This window comes from Microbacterium sp. 71-36, assembly GCF_001898305.1.
Classification (GTDB): domain Bacteria; phylum Actinomycetota; class Actinomycetes; order Actinomycetales; family Microbacteriaceae; genus Microbacterium.
This window is the reverse complement of sequence record NZ_MKTP01000001.1, coordinates 1064199-1080714: the sequence shown is the minus strand read 5'-3', so window position 1 is coordinate 1080714 and position 16516 is coordinate 1064199. Positions and strand designations below refer to the sequence as shown.

General features: G+C 70.7%; 15 protein-coding genes. 13 read left to right on the top strand and 2 right to left on the bottom strand.

Features of this window, described 5'->3' with window-relative positions; all coding sequences use genetic code 11:
• Positions 1-49: 49 nt before the first annotated feature.
• The 5 genes from BGO45_RS05330 (at position 50) to pstS (ending at position 6099) form a co-directional block, all read left to right on the top strand.
• A complete protein-coding gene (locus BGO45_RS05330; RefSeq protein ID WP_292691552.1) occupies positions 50-1162 on the top strand; it encodes a hypothetical protein in 1113 nt (370 codons plus the stop codon).
• The gene (locus BGO45_RS05325) at positions 1159-1941 is read left to right on the top strand and encodes a hypothetical protein (protein WP_292691550.1); all 783 of its coding nucleotides are present in this window, start codon (positions 1159-1161) and stop codon (positions 1939-1941) included. Before BGO45_RS05330 ends, BGO45_RS05325 begins: the two co-directional genes overlap by 4 nt.
• An 89-nt stretch (positions 1942-2030) precedes the next feature.
• Entirely contained in the window at positions 2031-2870 is an 840-nt protein-coding gene (locus BGO45_RS05320) for a sortase (protein WP_292691548.1), read from the top strand.
• Positions 2871-3382: 512 nt separating this feature from the next.
• On the top strand, positions 3383-4132 hold the full coding sequence (locus BGO45_RS05315) for a phosphate ABC transporter ATP-binding protein (protein WP_298577680.1): 750 nt from the start codon (positions 3383-3385) through the stop codon (positions 4130-4132).
• Entirely contained in the window at positions 4129-6099 is a 1971-nt protein-coding gene (pstS, locus tag BGO45_RS05310) for a phosphate ABC transporter substrate-binding protein PstS (protein WP_292691546.1), read from the top strand. Before BGO45_RS05315 ends, pstS begins: the two co-directional genes overlap by 4 nt.
• A gap of 68 nt (positions 6100-6167) precedes the next feature.
• Here the strand turns inward: pstS and BGO45_RS05305 are convergent, their stop codons facing one another.
• A complete protein-coding gene (locus BGO45_RS05305) occupies positions 6168-7565 on the bottom strand; it encodes a threonine/serine exporter ThrE family protein (RefSeq protein ID WP_292691544.1) in 1398 nt (465 codons plus the stop codon).
• A gap of 173 nt (positions 7566-7738) precedes the next feature.
• Between BGO45_RS05305 and BGO45_RS05300 the strand changes: the two genes are divergently transcribed.
• The 8 genes from BGO45_RS05300 to BGO45_RS05265 all read left to right on the top strand — a co-directional run bounded on the left by BGO45_RS05300 (position 7739) and on the right by BGO45_RS05265 (position 15679).
• Positions 7739-9025, top strand: a complete 1287-nt coding sequence (locus BGO45_RS05300) for an aspartate kinase (protein WP_076494759.1) — start codon at positions 7739-7741, stop codon at positions 9023-9025.
• Positions 9026-9090: 65 nt separating this feature from the next.
• Entirely contained in the window at positions 9091-9666 is a 576-nt protein-coding gene (locus BGO45_RS05295; protein ID WP_292691542.1) for a DM13 domain-containing protein, read from the top strand.
• Positions 9667-9732: 66 nt separating this feature from the next.
• Positions 9733-10803, top strand: a complete 1071-nt coding sequence (locus BGO45_RS05290; protein WP_292691540.1) for an aspartate-semialdehyde dehydrogenase — start codon at positions 9733-9735, stop codon at positions 10801-10803.
• A gap of 102 nt (positions 10804-10905) precedes the next feature.
• A complete protein-coding gene (locus tag BGO45_RS05285) occupies positions 10906-12378 on the top strand; it encodes a malate:quinone oxidoreductase (protein ID WP_292691538.1) in 1473 nt (490 codons plus the stop codon).
• 7 nt (positions 12379-12385) lie between these two features.
• Entirely contained in the window at positions 12386-12991 is a 606-nt protein-coding gene (locus tag BGO45_RS05280; RefSeq protein ID WP_292691536.1) for a thymidine kinase, read from the top strand.
• Positions 12992-13031: 40 nt separating this feature from the next.
• Positions 13032-14075, top strand: coding sequence for a UDP-glucose 4-epimerase GalE (gene galE / locus BGO45_RS05275; protein ID WP_292691534.1), 1044 nt, complete (start codon positions 13032-13034; stop codon positions 14073-14075).
• Positions 14076-14123: 48 nt separating this feature from the next.
• Entirely contained in the window at positions 14124-14861 is a 738-nt protein-coding gene (locus BGO45_RS05270) for a FadR/GntR family transcriptional regulator (protein WP_292691532.1), read from the top strand.
• The gene (locus BGO45_RS05265; RefSeq protein ID WP_292691530.1) at positions 14858-15679 is read left to right on the top strand and encodes a siderophore-interacting protein; all 822 of its coding nucleotides are present in this window, start codon (positions 14858-14860) and stop codon (positions 15677-15679) included. Before BGO45_RS05270 ends, BGO45_RS05265 begins: the two co-directional genes overlap by 4 nt.
• A gap of 51 nt (positions 15680-15730) precedes the next feature.
• On the opposite strand, the gene BGO45_RS05260 is transcribed toward BGO45_RS05265, so the two are convergent.
• Complete coding sequence (locus tag BGO45_RS05260; protein WP_292691528.1) at positions 15731-16504, bottom strand: HAD-IIB family hydrolase; 774 nt, start codon at positions 16502-16504, stop codon at positions 15731-15733.
• Between the last annotated feature and the right edge of the window lie 12 nt (positions 16505-16516).

The window sequence follows — 16516 nt, the reverse complement described above, 5'->3', positions numbered from 1 at the left end:
GTTCACCTTCGCGACACACCTCCGTCGCACTCATCTGCGGAGATATATCGTGCTCTCCTCGACCTCACGCCCGGCGTCGCGTCGCGTGCTCTCGGCGCTCTGCGCCGCGGCCCTCGTCGTTGCCGGGATCGCCGCGACCCTCGTCGCCGCCCCCGCCGCCGTCGCCGAAGACGGCGACGCCGCCACCGCGGCGACCATCGGTGTCGCCACTCGTCCCGCCGGTTCCGACGGGCGGCCTGACGGACGAACGCGCTTCAGCTACAGCTCGGATCCCGGGCAGAGCGTCGCCGATCAGGTCCTGGTCGGGAACACGGGAACCGAGCGCCAGGACTTCACCGTCTACGCGACGGACGCCTTCAACGGTCAGGACGGCACCTTCTCGCTGCTCCCCACCGCGGATGTTCCCACCTCGGTGGGCGCGTGGGTGCGTTTCGACAACGGCACCGACCGCATCCAGTTCTCTCTCGAGCCGAACGAAGTGCGTCTGCTCCCGTTCACGATGGAGGTGCCCGCCGACGCCACCCCCGGCGATCACGTCGGCGGTCTCGTCGCCTCGGTGATCGAGGAAGGGCAGCAGGTCAGTCTCGACCGCCGAGTCGCGACGTCGATCTTCGCTCGGGTCTCGGGCGACCTGCAGCCGCAGCTGTCGATCACGAGCTACTCCGCCGCGTACGAGGGAGACTGGTGGAACCCTTTCGGCGGCAGCATCCGCATGCGCTACACCGTCACCAACCCCGGCAATGTGGCGCTGGCGGCGAACATCACCACGGGCGTGCGCACGTGGCTCGGCATCCCGGCCACGGGCGACCGCGGGGGCAGCATCCCGGTGCTGCTCCCGGGTAACACCGCGTCCTACGACTTCACCGTCGATGGGGTGGGCCAATGGTTCTACCTGAATCCCGGGACCACCCTGAACCCGTTCGTGGAGTCGCAGGATGCCACGCTGCAGCTTCCGGTGACCGCCGTGTCGCGTGACACCGTCGTCTTCGCCACGCCGTGGACGGTCCTGATCCTGATCGTGCTCATCGTCGGCGTCGTCCTCCTCGTGCGCTGGCGCCGTCGCCGCGACGAAGCGCGGGCACAGGAATGGGTCGAGTACATGCAGCGGGCGGCCGCCGAGGAAGCCGAGCAGTCCGCCGACCTCCACGGGGCCGCACGATGAGCAGACGGCGCGCCCACATCCTCGGGGCGGTCGGTCTCGCCGCCCTCGTGGTGTTGTCCGCCGGTCCGGCCTCGGCCGAGGATGCGTCCACCGGCACCCCGCTGAGCGTGAACGTCACCGACGGCAGCACCGCGACCCCCACTCCGAGCCCGACCGCCAGCGTCTCGCCGTCCGCGGTCGTCCCGGCCCCGGGGCCGTCCGCCCGTCCGGGATCGACGGGATCCACCGGCGGATCCGGTTCCGGCGCGTCGACGGGCGGCGGTTCTCCCGCCGGCTCGGGCACGCCGGCGGGGTCCGGCTCCACGACCGGCGAGGTGAACGTCGCGGGGATGCTCTACATCGGCGGCATCAACGCGTCGGGGACGCCGGCGCTGGATCCGGCGGACGGAACCGTCGACGTGTGGTTCACCGTGCGCAACGCCTCCCAGAGCGTCATCGATGCGACCGCCTCGTTCTGGATGGACGGGTCGATCTTCACCAACCGTCTGGATGAGGTGAAGGACGTTCCGGTGGCCGCGTTGCAGCCGGGCGAGACGCGCGTGGTGTCGGCCCAGCTCCACAACGGCGGCCAGTGGACGCTCCTGTCGACCTACGTCACGCTCACGCCGCCGGAATCCGTGGACGGCACGGCCTTGACGCCCGTCACACGTGACGCGCTCGTCCTCCTCTTCCCGTGGCTCCTCGTGCTCATCGTCGTCCTGCTCGCCCTGACGTACGTCCTGGTGCGCGTGCTGCGGTCCGCGCTCTCGCCCGCCCCCGCGCCGGTGGCTGCGGCATGACGATCGAGCAACGTCCGGCCCCCGTCGCGCCGCCGCCCCCGCCACGGCGCGCGCCGAGACGCCGGCCCCAGTACGAACCGCTGGGACCGGTGAAGGTGTTCATCCGAGGCGCGGCCGCCTCTCTCGCGATCCTCGTCCTGGCGTTCCTGGCGAACGTGCTCGTGGTCAGCCACATCGTGCATTTCTCGGCGCAGCAGCAGCTCATCGACACGTTCCGCGCCCAGCTCGCGGCGGGGACGGCGCCGGTGAGCGAGGGCGATTTCGACGACCGTCTCCTCGCTGACGGTGCTCCCGTGGGTCTCCTCTCGATCCCGCAACTGGGCGTTCAGGAGGTCATCGTCGAGGGCACGACGTCGGAGGAGCTCCGGCTCGGCCCCGGTCATCGCCGCGACACCGTGCTGCCGGGGCAGGCGGGGGTGAGCGTGGTGATGGCCCGTGCGGCGTCGTTCGGCGGGCCCTTCGCCCGCCTGCAGTCCCTGCAGCCGGGTGAGAGCTTCACGGTGCGCACCGGGCAGGGCGAGCAGACCTTCGAGGTGCTCGGCGTTCGTTACGCCGGAGACCCCACGCCGCCCGCACCCGCGCGGGGCGAGAGCCGACTGATCCTGATGACGGCCCGCGGGGCCCCCTATCTGCCGACCGGCGTGGCGTACGTGGATGCCAAGCTCACCACCGACGCGCAGCCGCGCGGCGCGCGACAGACGACGACGATGTCGCTGCCCCGTGAGGCGCAGGCGATGGCGACCGACCTCACCACCGTGTGGGCGCTGGTGTTCGCCCTGCAGTTCCTGGTGGTCGCCGAGTTCGTCGCCGTGTGGTCGTACCGACGCGTCGGATGGCAGAAGACGTGGATCGTCTTCGCCCCCGTCCTCCTTCTGGCGAGCGTGTTCGTCTCCGACCAGCTCACCCGCCTCCTCCCGAACCTCCTCTGATCCGAAAGCCGCACATGACCGACCGCCGCGATCCCGACCTCGAAGGCGCCGACGCCCACGCGGGCGCTCCCACCGCCGACCCGTTCATGACCGACGTGCTCAGCGCCGACGACGTGGCTCTGCTGCAGGACCTGGATGCCGCTCCGGCGGGGCAGACCACCACGGTCGCTCCCGTCGTGGAGGAGGCTCCGGATGCCACCCGCGCCGGCCTGGGAATCTCCCACCGCCGCCTGCGGCGCGGGGCGTTCTTCGGCCGTCGCGGCGAGGAGGTGCCCACGTCCGGGGCCGACGAGGTCACCAGCGTCATCCTGGCTCCCGGGGCTGCCGGGATCGCGTCGCCGATCCCCGGTGCGTACGCGACGACCTCGGCGGGCTACTCGGTCCCCGCGGCGTCGGTGCGCACATCATCGGTGTCGCTCCTCGGCGGGGCGTCGGCGACCGCGGAGCGTCTCGCCGAGGCCGAGCGCTCCCCGGTGGACGCCCCGGGCCTGTCGGAGCTCGACGCCCGCTCGATCTCGGCGTGGTTCGGCGACCACCAGGTGCTTCTGGACGTCTCCCTGACGATGCCCGCCGGTCAGGTCACTGCGCTGATCGGCCCCTCCGGCTGCGGCAAGTCGACCTTCCTGCGCATCCTCAACCGCATGCATGAGCTGGTGCCGTCCGCGTCGCTCGCCGGCGAGGTGCGGCTGGACGGCGACGACATCTACGACTCGGGGCACCGTCTGATCGATGCCCGCAAAGACATCGGCATGGTGTTCCAGAAGCCCAATCCCTTCCCGGCCATGTCGATCTACGACAACGTCATCGCGGGGCTGAAGCTCACCGGCATGCGCGCCTCGCGCGACGAGAAGGACCACCTCGTCGAGCGCTCGCTCACCTCGGCGGGCCTGTGGAGGGAGGTGAAGGACCGCCTGCGGGCGCCCGGCGGAGGCCTCTCCGGTGGCCAGCAGCAGCGTCTGTGCATCGCACGGTCGCTCGCGATCAAGCCCAAGGTGCTGCTCATGGACGAGCCGTGTTCCGCGCTCGACCCGACCTCGACGCGGGTCATCGAGGAGACGATGGGAGAGCTCCAGAAGGAGCTGACGATCGTCATCGTCACGCACAACATGCAGCAGGCGCAGCGCGTGTCGCAGCAGTGCGCGTTCTTCCTGGCATCCCAGGGGCAGCCCGGGCACATCGTCGAGCACGGAGACACCGAGGCGATGTTCGATTCCCCGATCGACCCGCGGACCTACGACTACGTCAACGGTCGATTCGGATGAACCGCCGGGTTCGACGAGCCCTGGTCGTCGCCGCGGCGCTCGTGGTGGCCGCGGCGGTCCCGTCCCCGGCCCACGCCGAGACCTTCACGCCGATCAGCGGTTCGGGGTCGACGTGGTCGCAGAACGCCCTCGACGTGTGGCGCAGGGACGTCGCGCAGGATCTCGGGATGACGGTGAACTACTCGGGTACCGGCTCGTCCGCGGGCCGCCGGGACTTCATCGGCCAGACGGTCGACTTCGCCGTCAGCGAGTTCCCGTTCCAGAACGCTCCGGAGGACGGCTCCCCACCCGAGTCGCCGACGTCGGCCTACACCTACGTACCGCTGGTGGCCGGGGGCACGGCGTTGATGTACAACCTGAAGATCGACGGCCGTCGTGTCACGGATCTCCGCCTGTCGGGCGAGGTCGTCGCGAGGATCTTCTCGGGGCGGATAGCGAAATGGAACGACCCCGCGATCCAGGCCGACAACCCGACCCTGACGATGCCGGATCGTCCGATCACCCCGGTCCACCGCTCGGACGCCTCGGGTACGAGCGCGCAGATCACCGCGTGGATGGCGGATCGGTACCCGAGCCTGTGGACCGCGGGGGAGAGGTCGCAGTTCCCGCAGATCACCTCCTCGTTCAAGGGCCAGAGCGGGTCGCTGGGCGTCGCGGGGTACGTGAGTCAGAGCTACGGGGAGGGCGCGATCACGTACGTCGAGTACTCGTACGCGATGAAGTCGGGCTTCCCCGTCGCCAAGGTGCTCAACGACGCCGGCTATTACGTCGCTCCGACGCCCGACGCGGTCTCGATCGCCCTGCTGGGCGGGGCGCCCCACGACGACGGCACCCTCGACCTCTCCGGCGTGCGCCGCAGCACGGATCCGCGTGCCTACCCGATCTCGTCGACGTCGTACATGATCGTGCCGACGCAGACGAACCGCATCTTCACGACCGACAAGGGCCGGACGCTCGCGCGTTTCGTCTCGTACGCCGCGTGCGAGGGGCAACGCAGCGCCCCTGCCCTCGGCTACGCGGCGCTGCCTCTCCCGCTCGCGCAGATCGTCTCCGCGAAGGTCGCGTCGATCCCGGGCTCCTCGGGACCGCTCGACCTGGCATCATGCGCCAATCCGACCTTCGTCGCGGGCGACACCGCCACCGACAACGAGCTTCTGCGCCGGGCGCCGGTGCCTCCGGCCTCCGACAAGCGGGCCGGTGTCGTTTCGCGCGCCGACCTCACCGAGGCCCGCCGCACCTTGACCGTGTCGCTCGTCGACGGCGGACCGCGCGTCGAGGTCGACGCCGGGGCGACCTGGGGCGGGGCGACCCTGCGGGCGGGGACGTTCTCCCCGACCGCGTCGCTCGGCCAGGCGGCCCTGGACTCCGCGGGTGCGGCCGTGCTCACGCTGCCCTCGTCCGTGACCCCGGGCACCGAGGTGGCGGTGTACCTCGCGCAGAGTGACGGCACCGTCGTCGCGTGGAACACGGTGACCGTCCCCGCGGGGGGATTCCCACACCGCGCGACGGGCGATCTCGTCGCCACCATCACGGCATCCGGGTTGTTCCAGCTCTCGGCGCCCGCTTCGCCGTCGGTCGACTTCGGCGACCTGCGCCGGGAGGTGACCTCGGCCGCGAAGGCCCTCGGACGCTTCACGGTCACCGACGACCGCGAGACGTTGTCGGGCTGGAGCCTGCAGATCAGCGTGGCTGACTTCGTGGCCGTCGCCGATCCGGCGGTGTCGTTCGGCGCCGGGGCGCTCGGATACGAGCCCGAACAGGTCTCGCTCCCCGCGGGCGTCGCCCTGACGGCCGGACAGGCGGCGGGTTCCGCGGTCTACCCGGCGATCCTCGCCACCGGGGAACCCGGCACGTCGACCGCCCTCGCGGGCGCGACCCTGGACACCGGGTTGAGCCTGCGCGTCCCGAAGGACACTCCCATCGGCTCGTACCGCTCGACACTGACGCTCACGCTCATCGGGCGCTGACCCGCCGGCCGCGGCCGTCACGGGGAGGGCGCGGCGCCCGGCCCGCGGGCGCCGCGGCGCCGGACCCGTTACCGCCGCGCCCGCGCCCGGGATCGCACGACACCGGAGAGCGTCGCGCGCACGGGTTGACCGAGGTAGATGCCGAGCGAGGCGCCGACGGCGAGCGCGATGCCGATCGTCGCGGCGCCCGCGAGCGTCGTGACGCCGGTCATGAGCACGGCGGCGTCATCGCCGGACTCGACGACGCCGAGCAGCCCGCGGAAGACCGCCGCCCCCGGGACCATCGGCAGGATCGCGGCGGTCGTGACCGCGACCGACGGCACGTGCAGCCGGTAGGCCAGGACGATGCCGACGAAGCTGCCGACGAACGCCCCCACACCGCTGGCCGCGGCCACCTCGAACCCGATCGCCGACGCGCCCGTGTACCCGACCCACGCGACGAGACTCAGCCCCGCGCTGACGAGCACGATGCGGGCACCGGCGCCGTTGTAGATCGCCACGGCGATCGCGATGACGGCAGCCCCGACGAACTGCAGGGGGAGCGGCCCGAGCGGCAGGGCCATCGACGGGGCCGACATCCCCAGCCCCACCACCCGCACGGTCTCCAACCCCGCGAGGATCCCCAGCACGACTCCCAGCGTCTGCGTCGTGAGTTCGAGGATGCGCCCGGTGGCAGTGAGGGCGAAGCCGTCGATGGCATCCTGGGCCGCGCCCACCACGGTGAGTCCGGCGAGCATCAGGACGATCCCGGATGCCACGATCACCGACGGGCGGATCGTCTCGGCCGCGTCGAGTCCGGTGTACCGGAGCAACGGGGAGACGGCGGCGACGACGGTCAGGACGAACCCCCCGGCGATCTGCGCGAAGAAGTACGGTACGCGGGCCTTCGCGAGCAGGTGCTGCGTCGTCGCGGCGAGGGCTGCGGCCGTGAACGACAGTGCGAGGGCGAGCCAGTTCGCCCCGAACATCACGGCGACGCCGAGCGCGAGCGTGGCCTGCGCGACGACGATGGCCGCGGGCCGGTACCGGAACGGCAGGCGCCGGATCGCGCGGCAGCGGGCGATCGCCGTGTCCAGGTCGAGGCCGTCGGAGACCTCGGCGACGAGGGCCTGCAGACGCTGCAGCTTGGCGTGGTCCGGCACCGATCCGCGCACGACGCGCAGGAGGGTGGTGGGGTGCGCCGCGCCGGGAAGGCTGTGCGCGATCGTGACCGAGTTGTACGTGACGTCGACGTGGACGGGGTCCAGACCGTACGCGCGGCTCACCCGCACGATCGTCGCGGTCACGTCGCTCGCGGAGGCTCCGACCACGAGCATCGTCTCGCCGATGCGGATGGCGAGATCCAGGATGCGGGTGGCGAGCGTCTCGTCGATGACGGCGATGAGCTGCGTCTCGGGGGCGAGGGCGTCCTCGGCGTGGACGAGACGGCGCAACGACGACAGCCATCGAGCGGGGGTGGGGGGCATCCGGGTCGCTCTCGGGGGGAGGGGTGGAACGCGACGATCCTATCCGCGCACGCCTCCGTGCCCGCCGCATGGCAGCGGCGGCATGCGGGCGCCTCTAAGATGAACCCTCGGGCGTGGCATCCGAGCGCCCCGTCGTGGCATCCCGACGCCCGACCCTCCCGGGAGTTCCTCTTATGGCGCTGATCGTCCAGAAGTACGGCGGTTCGTCCGTCGCCGACGCCGAGAGCATCAAGCGCGTCGCCAAGCGCATCGTCGACACCCGCCGCGCCGGCCACGAGGTCGTCGTCGCCGTCAGCGCCATGGGCGACACGACCGATGAGCTGCTCGACCTCGCGGGGCAGGTCGCCCCGATCCCCGCGCCGCGCGAGCTCGACATGCTGCTCTCCAGCGGTGAGCGCATCTCGATGGCGCTGCTCGCGATGGCGATCCACTCGATGGGCTTCGAGGCGCGCTCGTTCACCGGCAGCCAGGCGGGCATGATCACGGATGCCACCCACGGCGCCGCCCGCATCGTCGATGTGACGCCCGTGCGCCTGCGCGAAGCGCTCGACGAGGGCGCCATCGTCATCGTCGCCGGCTTCCAGGGCTTCAACCGCGACACCCGCGACATCACGACCCTCGGCCGCGGCGGCTCCGACACGACCGCCGTCGCGCTCGCCGCCGCCCTGAACGCCGACGTGTGCGAGATCTACAGCGACGTCGACGGCATCTTCACCGCCGACCCGCGCGTCGTGCCGCTCGCCCGCAAGCTCGACCGCGTCGGCAGCGAAGAGATGCTCGAGCTCGCCGCCAACGGCGCGAAGGTGCTCTACATCCGCGCCGTCGAGTACGCCCGCCGTCACGGCGTGCTCATCCACGCCCGCTCCACGTTCAGCTCGGGCGAGGGCACGTGGGTGCTCGACGCCTCGAAGACCTCCGCACTCGTCCCCGAAAGAGAAGCCATGGAAGAGCCCATCGTCGCCGGCGTCGCCACCGACCTCAGCCAGGCCAAGATCACCGTCATCGGCGTGCCCGACGTCCCCGGCAAGGCCGCCGACATCTTCAAGATCGTCGCGAAGTCCGGCGCGAACGTCGACATGATCGTGCAGAACGTCTCTGCCGCCGCCACGGGCCGCACCGACATCTCCTTCACGCTCCCCAAGACCGATGCCGCCCAGGCGCTCAAGGCGCTCGCCGCCGAGCAGAGCGAGGTCGGGTTCGAGAGCCTCGTGCACGACGACCAGATCGGCAAGCTCTCGGTCGTGGGCGCGGGCATGCGCACGCACTCCGGTGTCTCCGCGACGCTGTTCGAGGCGCTGAGCCTCGCGGGCGTGAACATCGAGATGATCTCGACCTCCGAGATCCGCATCTCGGTCGTCGTCCGTGGCGTCGACCTCGCCGAGGCGGCCCGACTCGTGCACACCGCCTACGGTCTGGACGGCGACGCCGAGGCGACCGTCCACGCCGGCACCGGCCGCTGACGGGTTCTCAGCGCGTTCGAAGGGGTGCGCGCTATCTTTCGCCCGGGCGGGGGAAAGGACGCGCGATGCCACGCTCGAGGACTGTTCGACGCCACCGGTGGTGGTGGATCGGCGGCGGAGCAGTGCTCGTCGCCGCGGTGATCGCCGGGCTCGTGTTCCAGCCCTGGTTGCTCTTCGTCGACGTGCGCGTGGACGATGAGATCCCGGCGGCGGCGACGCCCGTCGCGTCACCGGCGGCCGCGTCCGTCGCGCCGGAGCCCGTGGATGTGGTCACGCCCGCGCCGCCCGCCGGCCCGGTGGATCTGCTCACCGGATCGCTCATCAGCCACGAGCACGAGACCAGCGGCGCGGTGCGTGTCATCGAGAACCCCGACGGCTCCCGCCAGCTCGCGCTCGTCGGTCTTCAGACGACGAACGGTCCGGACGTGCACGTGTGGCTCAGCGCCGGTCCGGTGGTGGAGGGCAGAGACGGCTGGTACACCGCCGCGGACTACGACCGCATCGACCTCGGCCCGATCAAGGGCAACCTCGGCGACCAGTTGTACGACATCCCCGCGGATGCCGATCTGACGGTGTTCCGCTCGGTCGATCTGTGGTGCGTGCAGTTCGGAGTGTCCTTCGGCGCGGCCGCCCTGACATGAGTCCGGATCGGCGTGTCGCGGACCGCTAGAATCTGGACTTCACCCACGAACACCCGAGGTACTCGCATGACCCGCATCTCCGATTCCGGAATCTCGCTCGCCGTCGTCGGCGCCACCGGCCAGGTCGGCTCCGTCATGCTGGAGATCCTGGGCGAGCGCTCGTTCCCGATCCGCGAGCTGCGCCTGTTCGCCACGGCCCGTTCGGCGGGTACGTCGCTGGACTTCGGCGGACACTCGGTCATCGTCGAAGACGTCGCCACCGCCGACCCGTCGGGCATCGACGTCGCGCTCTTCTCGGCCGGCGCCACCGGCTCGCGGGCGCACGCCCCGCGGTTCGCCGAGGCCGGCGCGCTCGTCATCGACAACTCCAGCGCCTGGCGTATGGACCCCGAGGTGCCGCTGGTCGTCAGCGAGGTCAACCCGCACGCGATCGCCGAGGCGAAGAAGGGCATCGTCGCGAACCCCAACTGCACCACGATGGCCGCGATGCCCGTGCTGAAGGTGCTCGACGCCGAGGCCGGTCTCGAGCGTCTCATCGTCAGCACGTACCAGGCGGTCTCGGGCTCCGGCCTCGCCGGAGCGCAGGAGCTGCTCGGTCAGGTCGAGGGCGTGCTCGCGCAGGGCGACGTCGAACGGCTCGTCCGCGACGGCTCCGCGCTGGACTTCCCCCAGCCGGAGAAGTACGTCGCCCCGATCGCCTTCGACGTCATCCCCTTCGCCGGCAACCTCGTCGACGACGGCCTCAACGAGACCGACGAAGAGAAGAAGCTGCGCAACGAGAGCCGCAAGATCCTCGAGCTGCCCGACCTGCGCGTCGCCGGCACGTGCGTGCGCGTCCCCGTCTTCACCGGTCACTCGCTGAGCATCAACGCCGAGTTCGCGCGGGACATCACGCCCGAGCGGGCGCGGGAGCTGCTCGCCACCGCCCCCGGCGTCCGCCTCGAGGAGGTTCCGACGCCGCTCCAGGCCGCCGGCACCGACCCGAGCTACGTGGGCCGCATCCGCGCCGACCAGTCCGCTCCCGAGGGCAAGGGCCTCGTGCTGTTCATCAGCAACGACAACCTCCGCAAGGGCGCCGCGCTGAACGCCGTGCAGATCGCGGAGCTCGTCGCTCAGGAGCTCTCCGCCCGCGCCTGATCCGCGGCATCCGGGATGCCACCGGGCCGGGGTTGTCTCGATATCGAACCGTCGAATCTCTCGATGTCGAGACACCTCGCAGCCCGCACCTAGAATCGACGGGTGACCGAAAACGTCGACGTTCTCCTCATCGGAGGCGGCATCATGTCCGCCACCCTCGGCACGATGCTGAAGGATCTGCAGCCCGATCTGAAGATCGCGGTGCTGGAGCGACTGAGCGACGTCGCGCAGGAGAGCTCGAACGCGTGGAACAACGCCGGCACCGGGCACGCGGCGCTCTGCGAGCTCAACTACATGCCCGACAACCCCGGCGGCACTCTCGACCCGTCGAAGGCCGTCGCGATCAACGAGCAGTTCCAGCAGAGCCGTCAGTTCTGGGCCTCGCTGGTGTCGGAGGGCGTCCTCGACGAGCCCTCCACGTTCATCAACCCCACCCCGCACATGACGTTCGTGCGGGGCGAGAAGGACGTCGCGTACCTCCGCAAGCGCTACGAGGTGTTGAAGCAGCAGCCGCTGTTCGCCGGCATCGAGTACAGCGAGGACTCGCGCGTCATCAACCAGTGGGCGCCGCTGCTCATGCAGAAGCGCCGCAAGGGTGAGCCGTTCGCGGCCACGCGTGTGCCCGCGGGCACCGACGTCGACTTCGGGTCGCTCACGCGCCAGCTCTTCGCGGGACTCCGTGAGAAGGGCGTCGAGGTCGTGACCAACCACGAGGTCAAGAAGCTCAAGAAGCGCAAGGACGGACGGTGGGACGTCACCTACCGCCACACGATCGGTCACACGCCCGGCACGATCACCGCGAAGTTTGTCTTCGTCGGCGCGGGCGGCTGGGCGCTGAAGCTCCTGCAGCGTTCGCGCATCGACGAGATCAAGGGCTACGGCGTGTTCCCGATCGGCGGGCAGTGGCTGAAGACCTCGAACCCGGCGATCGTCGCGCAGCACAAGGCCAAGGTGTACTCGCAGGCGTCGGTGGGCGCGCCCCCGATGTCGGTGCCGCACCTCGACACCCGTGTCGTCGACGGCGAGACCTCGCTCCTGTTCGGACCGTTCGCGACCTTCAGCCCGAAGTTCCTCAAGAACGGGTCGATGCTCGACATCGTCACCCAGGTGCGGCCGCACAACCTCTTCCCGATGCTGAAGGTCGCGGTCGACAACCCCGGCCTCATCAAGTACCTCGTCAGCGAGCTGTTGAAGACCCACGCGAAGAAGGTCGACAGCCTCCGCGAGTTCATGCCCACCGCGAGGGCCGAGGACTGGGAGCTGCTCGACGCCGGCCAGCGCGCGCAGGTGATGAAGCGCGACAAGGACAAGGGCGGCGTGCTGCAGTTCGGCACCGAGGTCGTGACCTCGGCCGACCACTCCATCGCGGGCCTCCTCGGCGCCTCGCCGGGGGCCTCGACCGCCGTCTCGATCATGCTCGGCCTGATCAAGACGTGCTTCCCCGAGCGCATGCCCGAGTGGGAGCCCCGCCTCCGGCAGCTCATCCCCAGCTACGGCGAGACGCTGAACACGCGTCCCGATGCGGCGCGCGCAGAACTGGATGCCACGGCCCAGGCGCTCGCGATCAACGCCTGACGCATCCATGGCGAAGCTGTACTTCCGCTACGGAGCGATGAACTCCGGCAAGTCGACGGCGCTCCTGCAGGCGGCGTACAACTACGAGGAGCGGGGGCAGCGGGTCCTTCTGGCCAAGCCCGAGATCGACACCAAGGGCGCCGACCAGATCGACAGTCGCCTGGGTGTCAGCCGCCCGGTCGACTTCCTCGTCGGGCCCGACGACGACTTGCGCGCCGTCTTCCACGAAGCCGCCGGGAAGGCGCCGGTGGCCTGCCTCCTCGTCGACGAGGCGCAGTTCTTCACCGCGGGCCAGGTCGACGATCTGCTCCGCATCGCGGTGCTCGACGGCATCCCGGTGCTCGCCTACGGCATCCGCACCGATTTCCGCACCGAGGCGTTCCCGGGGTCGGCGCGTCTGCTCGAGATCGCGCACAGCCTCGAAGAGCTCAAGACCATCTGCCGGTGCGGACGGAAAGCACTGTTCAACGCTCGTCTGGTCGGCGGGCGCTTCGTCTTCGACGGCGATCAGGTGGCCATCGACGAGGCGCAGATCTCGGGCGAAGTGACGTACGAGTCGATGTGCGCCTCGTGCTACCTGCGCGAGTCCGGCGGTCGGCTCGACGGACGCTGACGCGGCGGTCCCCGTCCTCCGGGGCCGATAGCCTGGAGACATGCGCGTACTTCTGGCCGGCGGTGCCGGTTACATCGGAACACACACGGCCGTCGCCCTCCTGGAGTCCGGCCACGACGTCGTCCTGCTGGACGACCTGTCGGGCACGCACGCGATCGCCGCCGAGCGCGTGGAGAAGATCACCGGCAAGCCGGCCCCGCTCGTCGTGGGCGACGCGGCCGACGACGCGGTCGTCGCCGCCGTGTTCGACCAGTACGGCCCGATCGACGCGATCATCCACCTCGCCGCCTTCAAGGCCGTGGGGGAGTCCACGCAGAAGCCGTTGGAGTACTACTCCAACAACCTCGACACCACGTTCGCGCTGCTGCGGGTCGGTATCGCCCGCGGCATCCGCTCGTTCGTGTTCTCCAGCACCGGAACGGTGTACTCCGACCCGGCCGACCTGCCGTTCACGGAGGAGTCGACCACGAGCATCGACCTGTCGAACGCGTACAGCAAGTCCAAGCGCATGAACGAGGTCGTTCTCGCCGACGTCGCCCGCGTGAACCCCGACCTCAACGTCACGGTGCTGCGGTACTTCAACCCGGTGGGTGCGCACCCGTCCGGGCTCATCGGCGAAGACCCCGCCGGCATCCCGAACAACCTCATGCCGTTCGTCTCGCGTGTCGCGATCGGCTCGCTCGACGAGATCGGTGTCTTCGGCGCGGACTACGACACTCCCGACGGCACGGGCCTGCGCGACTACATCCACGTCGTCGACCTCGCCGAGGGGCACGTCGTGGCTCTCGAGCAGGCGCAGCCCGGGCACCAGGTGTTCAACCTCGGCACCGGTCGTCCGGTCAGCGTGCTCGAGCTCATCTCGTCGTTCGAGAAGGCGGTCGGGCACGACCTCCCGAAGAAGATCCTCGATCGTCGCCCGGGCGATGTGGCGGCGACCTACTGCGACCCGGCCAAGGCGGCCGAGGTGCTCGGCTGGCGGACGCGTCTCGAGATCGACGATGCGTGCCGCGACTACTGGAACTGGCAGACCCGCAACCCCGCCGGGTACGCAACCCCCGCCGACGCCGGAGTGCGCCCCGCGTAGGGTGGTGTGGTCAGGCCACACCGGCCTGCGGTCGTCGGAAGGGATGCCGTGCCGGATTCCGAACTGCGTGCGTGGCAGGTCGTGCTCGAGCGCATCGAGGGTGACCTGCGCGAGCGCCGTCTCGCGCCGGGCGATCGTCTGACGCCGGAGCGCGAACTCGCCGCCCAGCTCGGCGTCGGCCGCTCCAGCGTGCGGGAGGCGATCCGCGTTCTCGAGGTGCTCGGCGTCGTCCGCACCGCCACCGGCTCGGGGCCGTCCTCGGGCGCGATGATCGTGACGACGCCGCGCGGAGGGCTCGCCGCCTTCCTGCGTCTCCAGGTCGCGGCCAACGGGTTCCCGCTCGCCGACGTCGTGCGCACCCGTATCGTGCTCGAGTCCGACATCGCCGAGACGCTCGCGGGCGCGGGAGCCGACCTCGCCGAGGTCGACGGCATCCTGGATGCCATGGACGCCGACGCCCTGCGTCGGGAGGAGTTCCTCGCCCTCGACGCCCGCTTCCACCAGGCGCTCGCCGAGGCGTCGGGCAACGCGGTGGTCGCGGCGATGATGGCGGGGCTGCGCAGCTCGATCGAGTCGTACACCCAGGCCGGGGCGGCCCTGCTCGACGACTGGGAGTCGACGTCGGCGCGGCTGCGCGCCGAACACCGGGGTATCGTCGCCGCCGTGGAGGCGGGTGACGGTGCCACGGCGCGGGATCTCGTCCGCGCCCACATCGCGGGTTATTCGGCCGAGGTCGCGCACGTGCTGCGCGCTCGGGAAGACGTCAACGGAATGGATGCCGCATGAGTGACCGTCCCGCGCGCCCACCGCGCCCCCAGCACGTGCTCGAGGTCGTCTCGACCGAACGGCTGACGCCGCACCTGGTGCGCGTCCGTGCGCGCGGCGCCGATCTGACCGCGTTCCGCGAGAGCCCGCACACCGATCGCTACGTCAAGATCACCTTCGTCAAGCCCGAGTTGGGCCTGGAGCCGCCGTACGACATGGTGGCGTTGCGCGAGAGCCTCGCTCCGGAGGATCTGCCGGTGACGCGGACGTACACCGTGCGCGAGGTCGCGGGCGACGAACTGGCGATCGACTTCGTCGTGCACGGCGATGAAGGACTCGCGGGCCCCTGGGCGGCTCGCGCTCAGCCGGGCGACCGACTGGTCGTCGCCTCGCCCGGCGGTGCGTATGCCCCCGACCCCGCGGCATCGTGGCACCTGTTCGCGGGAGACGAGTCGGCGTTGCCGGCGATCGCGGCGGCGCTCGAAGCGCTGGGCGCCGACGCGCGCGGAACGGCGTTCCTCGAGGCCGGCGGCCCGGACGACGAGATCGCGCTCGTCGTTCCCGACGGCGTCGAGGTCGTGTGGCTGCACCGCGGTGCAGCCGTTGCGGGGACGTCCCGCGTCCTGGTCGAGGCCGTCTCCGCATGGCCGGTGCCGGACGGGCGCGGTCAGGTCTTCGCGCACGGCGAGCGGGAGGCGATGAAGGCCCTGCGCGATGTGTTCTTCACCGGCTGGGCGCTCGACCGGGCGCAGGTGTCGCTGTCGGGCTATTGGGCGTACGGGCGCACCGAGGATCGCTTCCAGGCGGAGAAGCGCGAACCGATCGGCAAGATCCTCTGAGAACCGGGGGTTCCCCGAGTCGGCGCGGCGCCGCGATCGCGGCTGAGCGGGTCAGTCCCGCCCGGGCAGGGTGGGGATGAGGGCCTCGAGGTAGTCGGCGGTGTCTTCCCAGCCGTGCACCGCGTGGCACTCGACGCCCATGGCCAGCACCGGGTAGTCGTTGCCGTCGGGGTCGAGGCGGTCGCCGACGAACAGCATGTCGTCGAGGTCGATGCCGGTGGCCTCGGCGAGCTTGCGCATGCCGTACGCCTTGTCGATGCCGCGGTGGGTGATGTCGACCGACGTCGACCCGCCCGAGCGCACCTCCAGGTCGGGGATGCGGGCGGCGACCGCCTCGCGGAGGCTGTTCTTCTTCTCGCCGGTCGGGTCCCACGCCATCTTGGCGTCGAGCGGTGCGCTCTGGCCGAGGGCGGAGAACGTGATCTGGGAGCCGCGGTCCTCGAGGATCTCGCCCCAGGGCTCGGCTTCCCACAGGCCCAACCGCTCGGCCTCTTCGCGGACGGCGGTGAGGGCGCGCGACTTCTCGTCGTCGGTGAGCGAGTGCGCGTAGACCGTCTCGATGCCGTCGGTGCTCAGGCGGTAGTACTGCGTGCCGCACGTGGGCATGAGGTGCAGGTGCGACAGCAGTGCCGCCTCGGTCTCGGGGAGGCGCTCGACGACCTGGGTCTTGAACTGCTGCAGCTGACCGCCGGAGATGATCGCGACCTCGACCCGCTCGGCGAGCGCCAGCAGCAGATCGCCCATGCGCGGGTCGATCGCGGTCTTCGACGGGGCGAGGGTGTCGTCGAGGTCGAAGGCGACGAGACGGGGCGAGGTATCGGGCACGGTGCTCCTAGC